This is a genomic window from Chelatococcus asaccharovorans (assembly GCF_003201475.1).
Classification (GTDB): domain Bacteria; phylum Pseudomonadota; class Alphaproteobacteria; order Rhizobiales; family Beijerinckiaceae; genus Chelatococcus; species Chelatococcus asaccharovorans.
The window spans coordinates 260,491-275,798 of sequence record NZ_QJJK01000001.1 but is presented as its reverse complement, the minus strand read 5'-3'; the positions used below and the strand labels follow the sequence as shown (position 1 = coordinate 275,798).

Annotated in this window: 16 protein-coding genes; all 16 read left to right on the top strand. The window is 64.2% G+C overall.

The features are described from left to right. Positions 1–9: 9 nt before the first annotated feature. The 16 genes from C7450_RS01325 (at position 10) to C7450_RS01250 (ending at position 15,225) form a co-directional block, all read left to right on the top strand. A complete protein-coding gene (locus tag C7450_RS01325; protein ID WP_110372584.1) occupies positions 10–792 on the top strand; it encodes a transporter substrate-binding domain-containing protein in 783 nt (260 codons plus the stop codon). Positions 793–866: 74 nt separating this feature from the next. Further along, complete coding sequence (locus C7450_RS01320) at positions 867–1,208, top strand: UxaA family hydrolase (RefSeq protein ID WP_110373200.1); 342 nt, start codon at positions 867–869, stop codon at positions 1,206–1,208. Beyond that, on the top strand, positions 1,205–2,434 hold the full coding sequence (locus tag C7450_RS01315) for a UxaA family hydrolase (RefSeq protein WP_245449421.1): 1,230 nt from the start codon (positions 1,205–1,207) through the stop codon (positions 2,432–2,434). The genes C7450_RS01320 and C7450_RS01315 overlap by 4 nt, the downstream gene beginning before the upstream one ends. Before the next feature lie 32 nt (positions 2,435–2,466). Further along, a complete protein-coding gene (locus tag C7450_RS01310) occupies positions 2,467–3,117 on the top strand; it encodes an RraA family protein (RefSeq protein ID WP_110372583.1) in 651 nt (216 codons plus the stop codon). A 10-nt stretch (positions 3,118–3,127) separates the two neighbouring features. Then, the gene (locus C7450_RS01305) at positions 3,128–4,237 is read left to right on the top strand and encodes an enolase C-terminal domain-like protein (RefSeq protein ID WP_110372582.1); all 1,110 of its coding nucleotides are present in this window, start codon (positions 3,128–3,130) and stop codon (positions 4,235–4,237) included. 12 nt (positions 4,238–4,249) lie between these two features. Then, positions 4,250–5,278, top strand: a complete 1,029-nt coding sequence (locus C7450_RS01300) for a zinc-binding alcohol dehydrogenase family protein (RefSeq protein WP_170146998.1) — start codon at positions 4,250–4,252, stop codon at positions 5,276–5,278. A gap of 111 nt (positions 5,279–5,389) precedes the next feature. Next, the gene (locus tag C7450_RS01295) at positions 5,390–6,160 is read left to right on the top strand and encodes an SDR family NAD(P)-dependent oxidoreductase (RefSeq protein WP_110373197.1); all 771 of its coding nucleotides are present in this window, start codon (positions 5,390–5,392) and stop codon (positions 6,158–6,160) included. Between the two features lie 126 nt (positions 6,161–6,286). Further along, a complete protein-coding gene (locus C7450_RS01290) occupies positions 6,287–6,997 on the top strand; it encodes an alanyl-tRNA editing protein (RefSeq protein ID WP_110372581.1) in 711 nt (236 codons plus the stop codon). 112 nt (positions 6,998–7,109) lie between these two features. Then, the gene (locus tag C7450_RS01285; RefSeq protein WP_110372580.1) at positions 7,110–8,285 is read left to right on the top strand and encodes a mandelate racemase/muconate lactonizing enzyme family protein; all 1,176 of its coding nucleotides are present in this window, start codon (positions 7,110–7,112) and stop codon (positions 8,283–8,285) included. Next, positions 8,282–9,016 carry a GntR family transcriptional regulator gene (locus C7450_RS01280; RefSeq protein ID WP_110372579.1) on the top strand — a complete coding sequence of 245 codons (735 nt, stop codon included), beginning with the start codon at positions 8,282–8,284 and terminating at the stop codon, positions 9,014–9,016. Before C7450_RS01285 ends, C7450_RS01280 begins: the two co-directional genes overlap by 4 nt. Before the next feature lie 39 nt (positions 9,017–9,055). Beyond that, a complete protein-coding gene (locus tag C7450_RS01275) occupies positions 9,056–10,369 on the top strand; it encodes an ABC transporter substrate-binding protein (protein WP_110372578.1) in 1,314 nt (437 codons plus the stop codon). A gap of 161 nt (positions 10,370–10,530) precedes the next feature. Next, entirely contained in the window at positions 10,531–11,388 is an 858-nt protein-coding gene (locus C7450_RS01270) for a carbohydrate ABC transporter permease (protein ID WP_170146997.1), read from the top strand. 10 nt (positions 11,389–11,398) lie between these two features. Further along, complete coding sequence (locus C7450_RS01265) at positions 11,399–12,280, top strand: carbohydrate ABC transporter permease (RefSeq protein WP_170146996.1); 882 nt, start codon at positions 11,399–11,401, stop codon at positions 12,278–12,280. Between the two features lie 5 nt (positions 12,281–12,285). Beyond that, positions 12,286–13,035, top strand: coding sequence for an SDR family NAD(P)-dependent oxidoreductase (locus C7450_RS01260; protein WP_170146995.1), 750 nt, complete (start codon positions 12,286–12,288; stop codon positions 13,033–13,035). A gap of 11 nt (positions 13,036–13,046) precedes the next feature. After that, positions 13,047–13,484: a GlcG/HbpS family heme-binding protein gene (locus tag C7450_RS01255; RefSeq protein ID WP_110372574.1), complete on the top strand. Its 438-nt coding sequence runs from the start codon at positions 13,047–13,049 to the stop codon at positions 13,482–13,484. Further along, positions 13,474–15,225: a GMC family oxidoreductase gene (locus C7450_RS01250; protein ID WP_110372573.1), complete on the top strand. Its 1,752-nt coding sequence runs from the start codon at positions 13,474–13,476 to the stop codon at positions 15,223–15,225. Before C7450_RS01255 ends, C7450_RS01250 begins: the two co-directional genes overlap by 11 nt. The last annotated feature ends 83 nt before the right edge of the window (positions 15,226–15,308 follow it).

Below are 15,308 nucleotides of genomic sequence, written 5' to 3'. Positions count from 1 at the left end.
GAGAACAACATGCTTCGTGTATTGAAAGCTGCAGCAGTCGGATTGGCGCTTGTCGCCTCAGCGGGTGTGGCATCCGCGCAGAACCTGCTTGACGACATCATCAAGCGCGGCACCATCAATGTCGGGATCAGCCTCGGCACCCCGCCTTTCGGACTGACGAACGACAAGATGGAGCCCGATGGCTATGATGTCGGGCTTGCGAAGCTTATCGCGCGCGACCTCGGCGTGAAGTTGAATGTCGTCGACACCGTCGCTTCCAACCGTATTCCGAACCTGACAAGCGGCAAGATCGATATCGCCATATCGTCATTCTCGGTCACGCCGGAGCGTGCCAAGGCCATCGCCTTCACCAATACGGTCTATGTCGACCAGCAGGTCTTTCTCACATCGAAGGACAGCACGCTGACGAGCCTCGCCGATCTCAAGGGCAAGAAGATCGGCGTTACCCGTTCGACGACGAATGACATCGCGGTGACGAAGCGCGCGGTCGAGGGCACGCTGATCCAGCGTTACGACGACGATGCGTCAACCAGCCAGGCTCTGCTTGCGGGTCAGGTCGAGGGCATCGTGACCAGCGGCGGACTGGCGGCTGCCTTCATCCAGCGCAATCCGAATCTCGCCGTGAAGTTCGTGGTGGCGTCCGCCCCCATGAGCATCGGCCTGCGCCGCAATGAGGCGGATTTCATGCATTGGTTGAATACGGCAATATTCATGGCGTGGACGACAGGCGAGATCCAGGAATTGCAGAAGAAGTGGATGGGAACCGTCAACACGTCATTGCCGACATTCTAATATATGCATCTGCGATGCCGCGCGCGCGGAAGCGCCCGGCATCGCCCATGGAGCGCCGAGGCGGCGATAACATGATGGAAGCTGAAAGACGCCAGGATCATGAGCACGACGAGCGCGTGATACTGCTCGGGCCAGACGATAACGTGGTCGTGGTGCGCCGGCGCATCGACGCGGGAAGCCTCGTCCGCATTGGCGGGCGCGATGTCAGCCAGCCCAAGGATATCCCGCTCGGCCACAAGCTTGCGTCGCGCTCGATCCGCCGTGGCGAGAAGATCATCAAATACGGAGCCCCCATCGGCTCTGCAACGGCCGATATAGGCCCTGGCGAACATGTGCATGTGCACAATATGAAGAGCGATTACACCGCGACCCATACGCTCGATGAAGCGCGCGCGCGCCACGGAGACGTGCCATGAAAACGGATTCGGGCGCCCCCATTTCCCCGGTGTCCATGCGCGGTTTCCTGCGGGCCGACGGGCGCAAGGGCATCCGCAACGTGATCGCGGTCGCCTATCTCGTCGAATGCGCGCATCATGTGGCGCGCGAGATCGCCTGGCCCTTTCGGGACCAGGACGTCCATCTCATCGGCTTTCCAGGCTGCTACCCGAACGGCTATGCGCAGCGCATGATGGAGGCCTTGTGCACGCACCCGAATGTGGGGGCGGTGCTTCTGCTGTCGCTGGGCTGCGAGAGCTTCGACAAATACGGTCTCGCCCATGTCATCAGGCAGAGCGGGCGGCCGGTGGAGACGGTCGTCATTCAGGCAAGCGGCGGCACACGCGCCTCGATCGCCGAGGGGCAGGCCTGGGTGCGGGCGCAGTTGCCTGTGCTTGCGGCGCAGGAACCTGTGCCGATGGGGGTCGAGGAACTCATCGTCGGCACGGTCTGCGGCGGGTCCGATGGCACATCGGGCATCACGGGCAACCCGGCCGCGGGCCGCGCGTTCGATCAGCTTGTCGGCGAGGGGGCTGCCTGTATTTTCGAGGAAACGGGCGAGCTCATCGGCTGTGAGCATATCATGGCGAGCCGCGCCGTGACTCCGGAGCTCGGAGTTATACTTGAGGAAAGTGTTGCGAAAGCGGCACGCTACTATGCCACACTTGGCTATGGCTCCTTTGCCGCCGGAAATGCCGATGGTGGTCTGTCGACCATCGAGGAGAAATCGATGGGCGCCTATGCCAAATCCGGCTCCTCGCCGATCGCCGGGCTCATCAAGCCGGGAGACCGCCCGCCGCGGGGAGGCCTCTATCTCCTCGACGTGGTGCCCGACGGCGAGGTGCGTTTCGGCTTTCCGAATATCAACGATACCGCGGAAATCGCCGAGCTCATCGCCTGCGGCAGCCATGCCGTTCTATTCGTGACGGGGCGCGGCTCGGTCGTCGGATCGGCCATCTCCCCGGTCGTCAAGATCTGCGCCAATCCGGAGACCTATCGCCGGATGGCTGATGACATGGATGTCGACGCCGGGCGCATCCTGGCGGGCGAAGCCACCCTCGACGAAGTCGGGCGTGAGATCCGCGACCTCGTCGTGTCGCTTGGCCATGGCAGGCGAACGAAGTCAGAAGAACTCGGCCATCGCGAATTCGTGCTGACCTACAAGAGCTTCGAGCCAATTGGCCCGGCGTGCCTGCCCGCTGCCTGAGCGATGATGTGTTCATCAGAGGATATGTGTCGATGAAAGATGAAATGACCACGCGGCTCGAGCGCTGCTATACCGGCGTTGTGCATGATGTGATGCGGGCGATGGGCCTGAAGAATTTCACGCTGCCTGCGGAGATCAGGCCCAATATGCCCGAGAAGGTGCTGGCCGGGCCGGCCTTCACCATCGATGGCCGCGTCGACCCCACGGCGGACCCGCACCAGACCTTGCTGGAATGGACAGGCCTTCTTTCCAAGGCCAAGGCCGGCCATGTCTGGGTTTCGCAACCCAACGACCGGGTCGTTGCCAATATGGGCGAGTTGTCGGCGGAGACCCTGAAGAACAAGGGCGTTCTCGGCTGTATTGCCGATGGCTATGTCCGCGACAGCAACTTTCTTCTGGCGCTTGAATTCCAGACCTGGTCGCGTGGCTACACGCCCCGGGACGTCGTCGGCTATTGGCTGCCGCGCGCTTTCGATGTCGATATCAAGATCGGCGATGTCGTGATTGCACCCGGCGACTATATGATCGGTGACCGTGACGGTTTGATCCGCATCCCGCAGGCGCAGGTCGAGGAGATCGTAGCCGCTGCCGAGCAGGCGATCGCGACCGAAAACCTCGTCCGCAAGGCCATTCTCGAGGGGGTGGACCCTCAGGAAGCCTATCTGCGCTTTGGCAAGTTCTGAGGCCGATACCATGAAGATCAGCGAAGTCGAAGTGCGCTGCTGTCGGCGCTTGCCCGACGCATTCGACGCGGGTGCCTTCCGCACCGGCGATTTCTCCGCGTTCCAGTTTCTGGCCGTCACCATGAAAACGGACGAGGGGTTGAGCGCGACCACTTTTGGTTTTGCCGGACGATCGGCGGAAGGCGCCGGCAAACTCATTGCCGATACACTGCGGCCCTTCATGCTGGGGCGCGATCCGCGCGACCGTGAAAGGGCCTGGCATGAGTTCCGCACGGCGGATCGGTGGTGGGGGCATCTGCCCATTTACGGCTATGGTCCGTTCGATACGCTGCAATGGTTGTTGTCCGCCGAGGCGGCCGGCCAGCCGCTTTACAAGTATATCGGAGCCTATCGAGACGATGTTCCGGTCTATGGCAGCTCGATGATCCTCGCAAAGCCGGAGGATTACGCGAAGGAGGCGTTGCGCGCCAAGGCAGAGGGCCTCAAGGCCTACAAGCTCCACACGCCGGGCAAGGATCTGGAAGAGGATTTGGAGGCGCACCGGCTTGTTCGCGAGGCCGTCGGTCCCGATTTCACGCTGATGTCCGATCCGGTATCGACGTTCAACCTGGAGCAGGCGATCCGCTTTGGGCGCGCCTTGGAGGCGCTCGGCTACTACTGGTATGAAGAACCGCTCTACGACGAGGATGTGCATGCGCTGCGCGAGCTGACGCGGACGCTGGAGATACCGCTGGTCGGCACCGAAGTGCTCGCCAAGCATCCCTACAGCATCGCAGAATGTATCGCGACCCGTGTCGTCGATCGTGTGCGCGCGGATGTGTCCTGGACCGGAGGCGTCACCGGCGTCATGAAGACCGCGCGGCTCGCGGAAGCCTTCGGCGTCAATTGCGAGATCCACACATCGATCTTCCACCCCGCGGAGATTGTCAATCTGCATTGCTGCGCGGCCGTGAAGAACTGCGATTTCTTCGAGCTGCTTTATCCTGTCGAGGGATTTGCCTTTGGCTTGAAGGACCCGCTGCCGATCGAGAACGGTGTCGCAAAACTGCCGTCGCGGGCCGGGCTCGGCGTGGATCTCGATTGGGACGATATTGATCGCTGCACCGTGGCGATCGTTTGAGTGGAATGTGTGATGAAAGCTCTGTCCATCGATCAGCCCGGCGCGCTCTCATTCACGGCGCTGCCGTGGCGGCCCGCCGGCAGCGGCGAAATCGGTATTCGGATCGCGTATATCGGCTATTGCGGATCGGATCTGAATAGTTATCGCGGCAAGAACCCCCTGGTCCAGTATCCGCGCGTCCCGGGACATGAGATCTCCGGCGTCATCGAGACGATCGGCGCGGATGTGCCTGAACATTTCCATGTTGGCCAGCAAGTGTGTGTCCTGCCTTACTTCAACTGCGGCACCTGCAACGCCTGTCGCATGGGCCGGCCCAACGCATGCAAGCATAACGAAACGCTGGGCGTCCAGCGTGAAGGAGCGCTGACCGAATTCATCGCAGTGCCGCACGGCAAGGTCATCCCCGTGGATGGGTTGGCCCTGCGCGATCTTGCCCTGATCGAGCCGCTCGCGGTCGGCTTTCACGCCGTGCGCCGTGCGGAGGTGGCGGAAGGCGAGCGTGTGGTCGTTCTTGGATGTGGTGTGATCGGCCTCGGCGCGGTGCTCGGCGCCGTCACCCGCGGGGCGCGGGTCATCGCGGTCGATCTGGCGGCGTCCAAGCTTGCGCAGGCGAAGGCCCTCGGCGCCGAGGATGTGATCGATGCGTCGCAGATCGACGTCGGGGATGCCGTGCGCGCGCTCACGGGTGACGATGGACCGCAGGTCGTCATCGAAGCCGTCGGCGCGGAGCAGACCTTCACGCAGTCCATCGACATCGTCGCGTCCTGCGGTCGGGTCGTCTATGTCGGCTATGCAAAGAATCCGGTGACCTATGAGACCCGGTTTTTCCTGATGAAGGAAATCGATATACGAGGCTCGCGCGGCGCTCAGCTGGCTGATTTCGGCGATGTCATCACCGCGTTGAAGCAACGTCCGGAGATTGGTGATCTCGTTGTTTCTCGGGTCGCACCCTTTTCAGAGGCTGCCGACGCGATGCGCGCGTGGGATGCTGACCCCGGCGCTTTCACGAAGATCCTCATCGACATGCGCGGCGCGGTCTGAATAGCCGGCTTCGGGCCGACTGCGGTCCCGCAGGCCGGCCAGCGGTGCATGGCTTGCGCTGCGCGCGCGAACCCATCGAGAGCCTTGATGATTGAGGGGAGGGAGGTGCCCGTGCAGGACATAGTGAACAGCGTCTTCGGGCTTGCCGGCCACCACGCCCTGGTCACCGGCGGAAGCAGCGGATTGGGTTTCGATATCGCGCGCTGCTTCCTGGCCGCCGGCGCGCGCGTCACGATCACCGGGACGGACAGAGCGAAGCTCGATAGCGCCGTGACGGAACTCGGCGAGAACGCGGCGGGTTTCGTCTGCGACGTGACGCAGCTCGATGCTGCGGATGATTTCGCGGGAAGGGTGGCGTCAGAGCGTGGGGCTGTTTCAATCCTGGTCAATAATGCGGGACGAACGGTCAAGAATCCGCTTGATGCAATGACCGCAGAGGAATTTCAGGCCGTTCTGAATATTCACGTTTCCGGCGCATTCGCCTGTTCGCGGGCCTTCGTCAAGCAGATCGAGGCGAGCGGCAACGGCTCGATCCTGTTCACGGCGTCGATGAGTTCGTTTCTCGGCATACCGAACGTGATCGGCTATTCCGCAGCGAAGGCCGCGCATGTCGGCATGGTCCGTGCGCTTGCCACGGAGCTTGCCCCGCGCGGCGTGCGCGTCAATGGTGTCGCGCCCGGCTGGATCGATACGCCGCTGTTCCGCAAGGCGACCGCCAGCGATCCCGCGCGGCGCGCCAAGATCGACGGGCGTATTCCGATGGGGAGGTTGGGGCAGGGCGCGGATATCGGCTGGGCGATGACCTATCTCGCCTCGCCGGCCGCGAACTATGTGACGGGTCACATCCTGGTCGTGGATGGTGGGGCGCTGCACGGCTTCTGATGCGATCGCGCGGCGCGGATGCCCGGGGGGCATAGCCTTGGCGCCTGAGAGGAATCTGCGTCTTGCGTGGTGGTCAGCGGCGGCAGATACTTCTCAAAGGCCGCTCGATGCTCTATCGATTGGTCCATGAAAACGCAGCTTCTCTTCCGTGACGATGCCTATCTGCGCGAAACCACAGCGCGTGTGATCGCGGTCGACGACGCGGGCATCCAGCTCGACCAGACCCTTTTCTATGTGCAGGGCGGGGGCCAGCCCGGTGATCGCGGCACCCTGACCCTGGCGGATGGCACCAGTCTTCCGGTCTTGAATGCGGTCTATGGCGCGGATCGCGCGACGGTCGTGCATCAGATCGGCGCGGGTGTCCGCGGGCCAGAGGTGGGCGAGGCCGTGTCGCTCACGCTCGACTGGCCGGTTCGCTACGCGCGCATGCGTGCGCATACGGCGCTGCATCTGCTCTCGGTGATCCTGCCCTACCCGGTGACCGGCGGGTCGGTGGGCGATGGCGAGGGGCGGCTCGATTTCGACATTCCCGAGGCCACGCTCGACAAGGAGGCGCTCAGCGCCGAACTCACGGCGATGGCGGCGCGGGACGCGGTCGTCAGCGAGCGCTGGATCACCGACGATGAGCTTCTGGCCAACCCCTCGCTCGTCAAGACCATGTCGGTCAAGCCGCCCATGGGCACGGGCCGGGTTCGGCTTGTCGAAATCGCCGGTCTCGATCTCCAGCCTTGCGGAGGAACGCATGTGCGTCGCACGGGCGAAATTGGCGCGGTAACGGTCACTGGCATCGAGAAAAAGGGCAAGCAGAACCGTCGCGTACGGATTGCGCTCGCCTGACGATCGTTTTCAAGTCATTGTAAGGAAACAGGAAAAGACGCAATCGCCATGATGCGCATCGCCGCTTGAAAAAAATAAATTATAATTTATAAGTTTCGGGGTGAGGTGGCCCATGAAGCTCGTCGGCATTCGCGTTTATCCCTTGGCTGCAACATTTGCGCGCCAGTATGGCGGGCTGGCCAATGTGCCGCCTGAAGTCCTGGCGCCAGCGAGCCATTTCCGCCGCATCCCGCGGACCGGCCAATATGCGACGCTCGTCAAGGTGACGGCCGCCAACGGCTTGAGCGGCTGGGGCGAGGGGTTCGGCTTGCCCTATCCGCTTGCCGCCGCAAGCCTGATCGAGAATGTGGTCGCGCCGGCCATCATGGGTCAGGACATCGAAGAGCCCGCCTGCATGCTGGCCGACCTCGCGACCTATTTCCGGGCTCTCGGCCATACCCGCGGTCCGGCGATCGAGGCGCTTGCCGCGGTTGATATCGCCCTATGGGATCTCATCGCCAAGGCTGCCGGCCAGCCACTTGCGACCCGCCTGGGCGGTTCGCCCGGCCCCGTCGAAACCTATGTCAGCCCCGTTGCGTTGTTGCCGACGCCCGCGGCATCCGCCGCTGCGGCGCGCGATTTCGTCGCGCAGGGCTATCATGCCGTGAAGCTGAAGATCGGCCGCGGTGTGGCGGTGGATCTCGATCATATCGCAGCCGTCCGGGAGGCGCTGGGCCGTCATCAACTCATGCTTGATGCCAATTGTGCCTATGGGGTGGAAGACGCCATTGCGCTCGCGGAGGGCTTGCGGGATCTCGATATCGCCTGGCTCGAGGAGCCTATCCCGCCCGATGATCCTGCGGCTCTCGCCGCTGTGCGGCGCGCCTCGCCGGTGCCGATCGCGGCCGGTGAAAACGAATTTACTTTGCCGGCTTTCGAAGCTCTGGCCAAGGCCGGCGCCGTCGACATCCTGCAGCCCAACATCACCCGGGCGGGCGGTGTCAGCGGCCTCATGGCCATCGGCGAGCTCTGTGCCCGCGAGGGTCTGAAGCTTGCGCCCCATGGCGTCGGCACGAGTGTCGGCGTGTCGGCGGCGCTGCATGTCTGCCGGGCGCTGCCGGCGGCCTGGTGCTACGAGGCCAACCGCATGCCGAACGCGCTGCGGGATGAGCTGCCGCTGGTGCCGCTATCCCTTGCGAACGGAGATCTCGTGGCGCGCGATGCGCCGGGGCACGGCGGCGACCCGGATGTCGATCGCCTCGCTGAGTTCCTGCTCTCCCAGGCTGACGCACCCAAGGTGCCCGCATGACATCCGCCCTGCCAGATCCCGCAGAACTCGGGCAACTCGTCGGCAAGCCAGGCGAGACGTTGCAGGAGACGCTGCACCGCACGCTTCTGGAAATGATCCTGTTCGGATATTTCGAGCGCGGGGCGCGTCTCTATCCGCAGGAGCTGTCGCTGAAATTCGGTGTGAGTCTGACACCGGTGCGCGAGGCGTTGATGCGTCTGGCGACGGAGGGCTACATCGAGGCGATTCCGCGGCGCGGTTTCCACATCAGGACGCCGACGCCGAAGCAGGTCGCGGATCTGTGGCAGGTGCGTTTCGGCCTCGAGGTGATGGCGGGCGAGCTCGCCATCGGCCGTCTCGCGGCGGGTGAGCTCACGCCGAAAAGCCTGGGGGTGCTGGAGACGATCCAGGGCAAGCTGGAGGCCGCGCCCCGCCGCATGTCGCACCGGCTGCATGTGGATCTGAATGGGCGGTTCCACCACTCCTTGGTGGAGCTGAGCGGTAATGATCTCCTGATTTCGCTCTACCGCTCGATCCAGATGCAGCTGCTCGGCGCATGGATCCAGCGAGGGCTCAATTCCTGGCGCGATCGCCTTGAAAGCGAAGGTGTCGAACATCACGCCATTATCGCCGCGCTGCGCGCCCGCGATGTGGAGCAATATCGCGCGGCGACGCGCAAGCATATCGACAGGTCGTTGCAGGGCGCGCTCAACGATCTGTCTGCACAAGAACCAGATATGACGCTCGAATAAATCGCGGAAACTTAAATCAGAATAGGGGAGGAGATCATCATGACAACGATTTGGTCAAGACGGCTGCGTCGCGCCGGAAGCGCCGGGCTGCTCATTCTGGCGGCTTCGCTTCCCGTCTCGGGGGCGATGGCGGAGACGATCCGCATGTGGACCTTCCTCAACCCGGCCGGGAACGCGCCGCGGGAGAAGGCTCTGGCCGAGATCATCGCCAAGTTCGAGGCCGCCAATCCCGGCGCCAAGATCGTGGTGGAGCCGCAGGTCTGGGACCAGATGACGCCGAAATTCCTTGCGGCGAGCCGCGGCGGCAACGCGCCCGATGTCATCTGGGTGATCACCGATCTTCTCGGGGATGCGATAAAATCCGGCTCGATGGCTGATCTGCGCAAGCTCTTCATCGACAAATGGACGAAGGAGCAGGTCGCGGACTATGCGGGTGCCTATTGGGACCAGTGCGCGATCAATGGAAAGCAGTATTGCCTGTTCACGTCCCGCAACTATATCTCGGTGATCTATCGCGCCGATCTTCTGAAGGAAGCAGGAATTGACCCGGCGACGCTGACAACCTGGGATAAATTCACCGAGGCGGCAAAGAAGCTGACCGTCAAGGACGCGTCCGGCACTATAACCCGCTGGGGCTTCGGCCAGGGCTTCAGCGAGGCGCAGGCCGACCCGCAGATGATGATCCCGGCGACGCTGGCGGAGCAGGGCACGATCTTCGAGGAGAACGGCAGGGCGCGCTTCGCGACGCCCGCGGGCGTCGCGGGGCTCAAGCTGCAGACGGATATGATCACCAAGGAGGGCGTGACCCCGAAGCAGGCGGCGACCTGGACGCCGGACGACCTGATCGAGCAATTCTCGGCGGGGCGCCTGGCGATGTATACGGGCGCGAGCGTGCGCGTTTCCAGCGTCCAGGCCAAGATCGGCGCAGACAAGGTCGGGCAGATGTTGTGGCCTGGCAATGGCAAGAAGCCGCATTCGCCGGCCGTCATGGCAGGCTGGGCGGTCGGCGTCTGGTCCGGCTCGAAGAACCAGGAGCTCGCGGGCCGGTTCCTTGACTATATGACCGGGCCGGAAGGCGATTCAATATGGGTGACGGTGGGTGGACAGGCGCCGACACTCGGAACAACCATCAAATCTCTCGCGTCTTACTTCGACAAGCCGGGCAATGGCTACATGACCGTGACGACCGAGGGCGCACGGGACTTCGGGTGGCTTGCCCCGATCGACTTCGGCGTCGGCGGCTATCGTCAGGCGCTGAACAAGGCGGCGCAGAACGTCGTCGTCAACGGCATGGAGCCTAAGGCGGCGCTCGAGGAGGCGGAGAAGGAATTCAACCGTCGCAACAACCGTTAATGGCATCGGGGGCGTGCGCCAATCCCGCATGCCCCCGCCCTCGCGCAGCAACGTCGTGCGGATGGTCTGTATCGTTCTGTGGATGCGTCGCCAAGGTCAGCCGTTGTGCATGCCCCTGGATTTGCCTCCGTTACCTTTTCGAGCCAAGGCGTGAGATCACCATGAGACCGAGCGCGACCGCATATATTTATATAGCGCCGGCCTTCGCGCTACTTTTGTTTGTTCTGTTTTCGCCCGTGATCTATGGATTCTGGTTCACCCTTTTCCGGATCGAATACGGGGCGCCCACAGACTTTATTGGTCTCGGCAATTATGTGCGTCTGATCGAGGACCCCACCCTTCTGCCGACGCTCAGCCGCAGCGGCGTCTTCACGGCGGCCTGCGTGGTGTTCACCATCATCATCGCCATGGCGCTCGCGGTCTGGATCAATCGGCTGCCGGCGCGCACGGCCTTCATCGTGCAGATGGTGGTCATCGTGCCGTGGATCATTTCGGCGGTCGTCGCAACTCTTCTCTTCCGCTGGGTGTTCGTCAACGATATCGGGGTCGCGAGCTATATCATTCAGCTCATGGGCTTCGACGCGGTGCAGCCGCTGAATAACCCCACAGGCGCGATGGTGCTTCTCGTCGCGGTCTCCGTCTGGAAGCGTATCGGCTATGCGGTCCTCGTTCTCCTCGCGGGTCTCAAAAGCATCCCCGATGATTATGACGAGGCGGCGCGCATCGATGGTGCCAACAACTGGCAGATATTTCGCATGATTACGTTGCCGTTGTTGAAGACGCCGCTCCTTCTCATCGCCATCGTGCTGACCTTGTCGACCTTCAACACGGTCGAGACCCCGTTGGTGATGACGGGCGGTGGCCCCGGCGATGCCACGCGGATCCTCGCCATGGATGTCTATGAGCGCGCTTTCACGAACTACGATCTCGGCTCGGCGACGGCGCTCGCGATCATCATGTTCGCCGGCAATATTCTCCTGGTGATGTCCTATGTGCGGCTTGCCCGCTGGCAGGCGTGAGGAAAAGCGCATGAGCACCATCACATTGTCATCGGCGGCTCGTGCCAGGGCGACAGGGCGGCATTTCGTACCCCGTCTCAGCTGGTTGTGGAGCGGGCTCTTCGGCTGCCTCGTCATCCTGAATATCGCGCCGTTGATCTGGGGCATCCTCACATCGTTCAAGGGGCAGGCGGATCTGTTTCGCTTTCCGCCGGCCTTCGTCAGCTTCACGCCCACACTCGAAAACTACGAGCGTGTGTTCCTGAGCGGCTTCGGCGGCAACCTGGGCATCAGCCTCGTCAACGCGCTTGCCGCCGTGGTGCTCGCGCTCGTGCTCGGCCTGCCGGCGGCCTATGCATTCGACCGGTTCAATTTTCCCCTGCGGCGCCTGCTTTTCCTGGCGGTGGTCGCCAGTATCCCGCTGTCGATCGGTGCGGCTGCCCTTCTCATCCCGAACTACGTGTATTTCGCGTCGCTCGGGCTCACGAATACGCCGATCGTGCTGCCGATGCTCTACGCCGCCCATCAGCTTCCCATGGCGATCTGGGTGATCAAGGGAACGATCGAGGGCATTCCGCGCGAGCTCGATGAGGCAGCAACCGCTGACGGTTGCACGACCTTCCAGATTTTGCGCTACGTCATTCTCCCGCTCGTGCGTCCGGCCTTGGGCGCCGCCGCCATCCTCGTCTTCGTGGGTTCGTGGAACGAATTCGTGGCGAGCTCGGTGATGGTGGATTCACCGTCGCTCCGCACGGTGCAACCCGCGATCTACAGCTTCATCGGCTTTTTTGGCCGCGAATGGGGGCCGCTGACGGCCTCCGCCACGCTCGCGATTTTGCCGATCCTCATCATCTTCGCCCTGTTCGGCCGCCTCATGGTGTCCGGGCTTACCAAGGGCTCCGTCAAGGGATAACCGACATGACAGTCTCACGTCTCGACGGCCGCGTGGCCGTCGTTACCGGAGCCGGACGCGGCATTGGCCGGGCCGTGGCCGAGGCCCTCCACGCACGTGGCGCGCGCGTCGCCATCGCCGATATCAACGGCGACACGGCGCGCCGAACCGCCGATGCCCTTGGGGAGGGCGCATTCGCTGTCGTCGGCGATGCCGGGCGCGGCGACGACGTGGCGCGGATGGTGGCCGAGGTCGAGCGCGGCCTCGGCAACATCGACATCCTCGTCAACAACGCCGGTCAGGACAATGCGCTCTCCATCCTCGACATCGACGAGGCGGAGTGGGACCGTCTGATGACGACCAATCTGAAGAGCGTCTTTCTGTGGACCAAGGCGGTGCTGCCCGGCATGATCGCCAAGGGGCGTGGGCGGGTCGTCAGCATGTCGTCCCTGGTTGGCCGGCAGGGAGCGATCAACGGCGGCATCCACTATGCCACCACCAAGGCCGGCATCCTCGGCTTCACCCGCACGCTCGCCCGGCAGATGGCGAAGCACGGCATCACCGCCAATGCGGTCGCCCCCGGGCTGATCGATACGGATCTCATCCGCGAGAACGTCACGCCGGAGACACGCGAGCGGCTGCAGCAGGCCATTCCGCTGGCACGGCTTGGGGCAACCGCCGATGTCGGGAACGCGGTCGCCTTCCTGGCGTCGGACGAGGCTGCCTATATCACCGGCGCGACGCTCGACGTGAACGGCGGTTTCTGGATCGGCTGAAGGGACGTATCATGCAGGTCATCACCCGCATCGGCCTCAGCGAGGCCAACCACGTGCTCGATGCCGCGCAGCGGCAGGCGGAGGCGATCGGCGTGCCGCAGAACATCGTGGTGGTCGATGAGAGCGGGCATCTGGTCGCCGCGCGGCGCATGGACGGCGCGAAGTTCATCGCCATGGACATCGCCATCAACAAGGCGCTGACGGCGGCCGGCAGCCGCAAGGCGACGCGCGATCTTGCGCCGGTGGTGGTGCCGGGGCAGGCGGCCTTCGGCATCCACGCCCAGGCGAACGGCCGCTTCACGACGCTCGCCGGCGGCATTCCCCTCATCGTCGACGGCGTGGTGGTCGGCGCGGTCGGGGTCAGCTCCGGCTCGACTGCCGAGGATCAGGCGGTGGCGGAAGCCGGCGCCAGCGCCTTCGCGGAACGGTTCGCCGGCTATGCCGAGTGAGGCGGCTGCCGGGCCCGAGAAGGGCCCTGCCTCCGATGCCTTCGATATCGTGATCGTCGGCGGCGGCAGCAGCGGCTGTGTGCTGGCGAACCGGCTCTCCGCCGATCCGCGGCGGCGCGTGCTCCTCATCGAGGCCGGGCGGGACATCAAGCCAGGTGAGGAAACGCCGGCGATGCTCGATATCTATCCCGGCCGCGTCGCCTTCGATCCCGCCAACCACTGGCCGGCGCTGCCCGCCTATTTCCGGCCCGTCGCGCATAATGCTCCGGAGCGTCCCCCGCTCGGGCGCTACGAGCAGCCGCGGCTGATGGGCGGCGGCTCCAGCATCAACGGGCAGGTCGCCAATCGCGGCACGCCCGACGACTATGACGAGTGGGAGCGGCTGGGGGCGACGGGCTGGAACTGGCAGTCGGTGCTGCCCTATTTCAGGAAGCTCGAGCGGGATCTCGACTATGGCGGCCCGCTGCATGGGGATAGCGGGCCGATCCCGATCCACCGGGTTCCGCGGGAGCGCTGGCCGGCCTTCTCATTGGCGGCCGAGGCGGCGCTGGAGGCGGCCGGCTTTGCCGCGCTCGGCGACCAGAACGGCCGCTTCGAGGACGGCCATTTCCCGATGACGCTGTCGAACGACGGCGTACATCGCGTGTCGACGGCGCGGGCCTATCTCGATCGCGAGACCCGTCGGCGCCCCAATCTGGTCGTCATGGCGGATGCCGCCGTCACGGGCCTTCTGTGGCAGGACCGCTGCGTGGCCGGCGTCGCGATCCGCGGCGCCGACGGTGTGGCGCGATCCATCAAAGCCCGTGAAACGATCATCGCTGCCGGCGCCATCCACAGCCCGGCGCTCCTGATGAAATCCGGGGTGGGGCCGGCGGCGGATCTGCGCCGGCTTGGCCTGCCGGTGGTCCATGACCTTGCCGGCGTCGGCCAGAACCTGCAGGAGCATCCGGGGATTTCGCTGTCCGCCTATCTCGCCCGCGCGGCGCGGCTGCGCGGCACGACACGGCGGCACATCCATCTCGGGCTGCGCTACAGCTCGGGCTGCGCGGGGGGGCTGCCCTCTGACATGTATATGATGGTGGTGGCGAAATCCGCCTGGCACCCGCTTGGCCGGCAGATCGCGACGCTGCTCTCCTGGATCAACAAGCCCCATGCGCGCGGCAGCGTCACGTTGCAGAGTGCGGACCTCTCCGTGCCGCCGCTCGCGGCCTTCAATCATCTGGCCGATATTCGCGATGTCACCCGGTTGACGGCTTCGGTCCGTTTCATGGCGCGGCTTCTGGCCTGCGAGGCGCTGGCGGGCCATGTGGCGCATGCCTCGCCGTCGCGCTATAGCGGCTTCGCCAAGGCGCTTGGGCGTTATGGTTTGCGCAACTTCCTCCTGACCGCGCCGGCGGCGGTGGCGCTCGACGTCCTGCCCTTCCTGCGCGCGCCCTTCTTCAGGCATTTCGTCGCCGGCGGCATGAGCCTCGCGGATCTGCTCGCGAGCGACGAGGCGATCGCGGCTTACGTGCGCGACAATGCCTTTGGCCAGTGGCATGCCTGCGGCACCTGCCGCATGGGTTCGGCGGGAGATCGCGAGGCCGTGATCAACCCGGTCTCGGGCCGCGTGCATGGCGTCGGCGGGCTCCGCGTGATCGACGCCTCCCTGATGCCGACTGCGCCCCGCGCCAATCTGAACATTCCCGTCATCATGATGGCCGAGCGCCTCGCCGATGCCGTCATCGCCGGGAGTGATTGACTTCCGCCCCCTTCAAGCCGGACTATGGTGCCCGAAGGCATGAGAGCTCTTGGCTGTGAAAGCTCCGGGCCGGCAAAGGCGGA

Coding starts and splice junctions, on each gene's coding strand:
- C7450_RS01325 (WP_110372584.1), top strand. CDS start 10: ATGCTTCGTGTATTGAAAGCTGCAGCAGTCGGATTGGCGCTTGTCGCC.
- C7450_RS01320 (WP_110373200.1), top strand. CDS start 867: ATGGAAGCTGAAAGACGCCAGGATCATGAGCACGACGAGCGCGTGATA.
- C7450_RS01315 (WP_245449421.1), top strand. CDS start 1,205: ATGAAAACGGATTCGGGCGCCCCCATTTCCCCGGTGTCCATGCGCGGT.
- C7450_RS01310 (WP_110372583.1), top strand. CDS start 2,467: ATGAAAGATGAAATGACCACGCGGCTCGAGCGCTGCTATACCGGCGTT.
- C7450_RS01305 (WP_110372582.1), top strand. CDS start 3,128: ATGAAGATCAGCGAAGTCGAAGTGCGCTGCTGTCGGCGCTTGCCCGAC.
- C7450_RS01300 (WP_170146998.1), top strand. CDS start 4,250: ATGAAAGCTCTGTCCATCGATCAGCCCGGCGCGCTCTCATTCACGGCG.
- C7450_RS01290 (WP_110372581.1), top strand. CDS start 6,287: ATGAAAACGCAGCTTCTCTTCCGTGACGATGCCTATCTGCGCGAAACC.
- C7450_RS01285 (WP_110372580.1), top strand. CDS start 7,110: ATGAAGCTCGTCGGCATTCGCGTTTATCCCTTGGCTGCAACATTTGCG.
- C7450_RS01280 (WP_110372579.1), top strand. CDS start 8,282: ATGACATCCGCCCTGCCAGATCCCGCAGAACTCGGGCAACTCGTCGGC.
- C7450_RS01275 (WP_110372578.1), top strand. CDS start 9,056: ATGACAACGATTTGGTCAAGACGGCTGCGTCGCGCCGGAAGCGCCGGG.
- C7450_RS01270 (WP_170146997.1), top strand. CDS start 10,531: ATGAGACCGAGCGCGACCGCATATATTTATATAGCGCCGGCCTTCGCG.
- C7450_RS01265 (WP_170146996.1), top strand. CDS start 11,399: ATGAGCACCATCACATTGTCATCGGCGGCTCGTGCCAGGGCGACAGGG.
- C7450_RS01260 (WP_170146995.1), top strand. CDS start 12,286: ATGACAGTCTCACGTCTCGACGGCCGCGTGGCCGTCGTTACCGGAGCC.
- C7450_RS01255 (WP_110372574.1), top strand. CDS start 13,047: ATGCAGGTCATCACCCGCATCGGCCTCAGCGAGGCCAACCACGTGCTC.
- C7450_RS01250 (WP_110372573.1), top strand. CDS start 13,474: ATGCCGAGTGAGGCGGCTGCCGGGCCCGAGAAGGGCCCTGCCTCCGAT.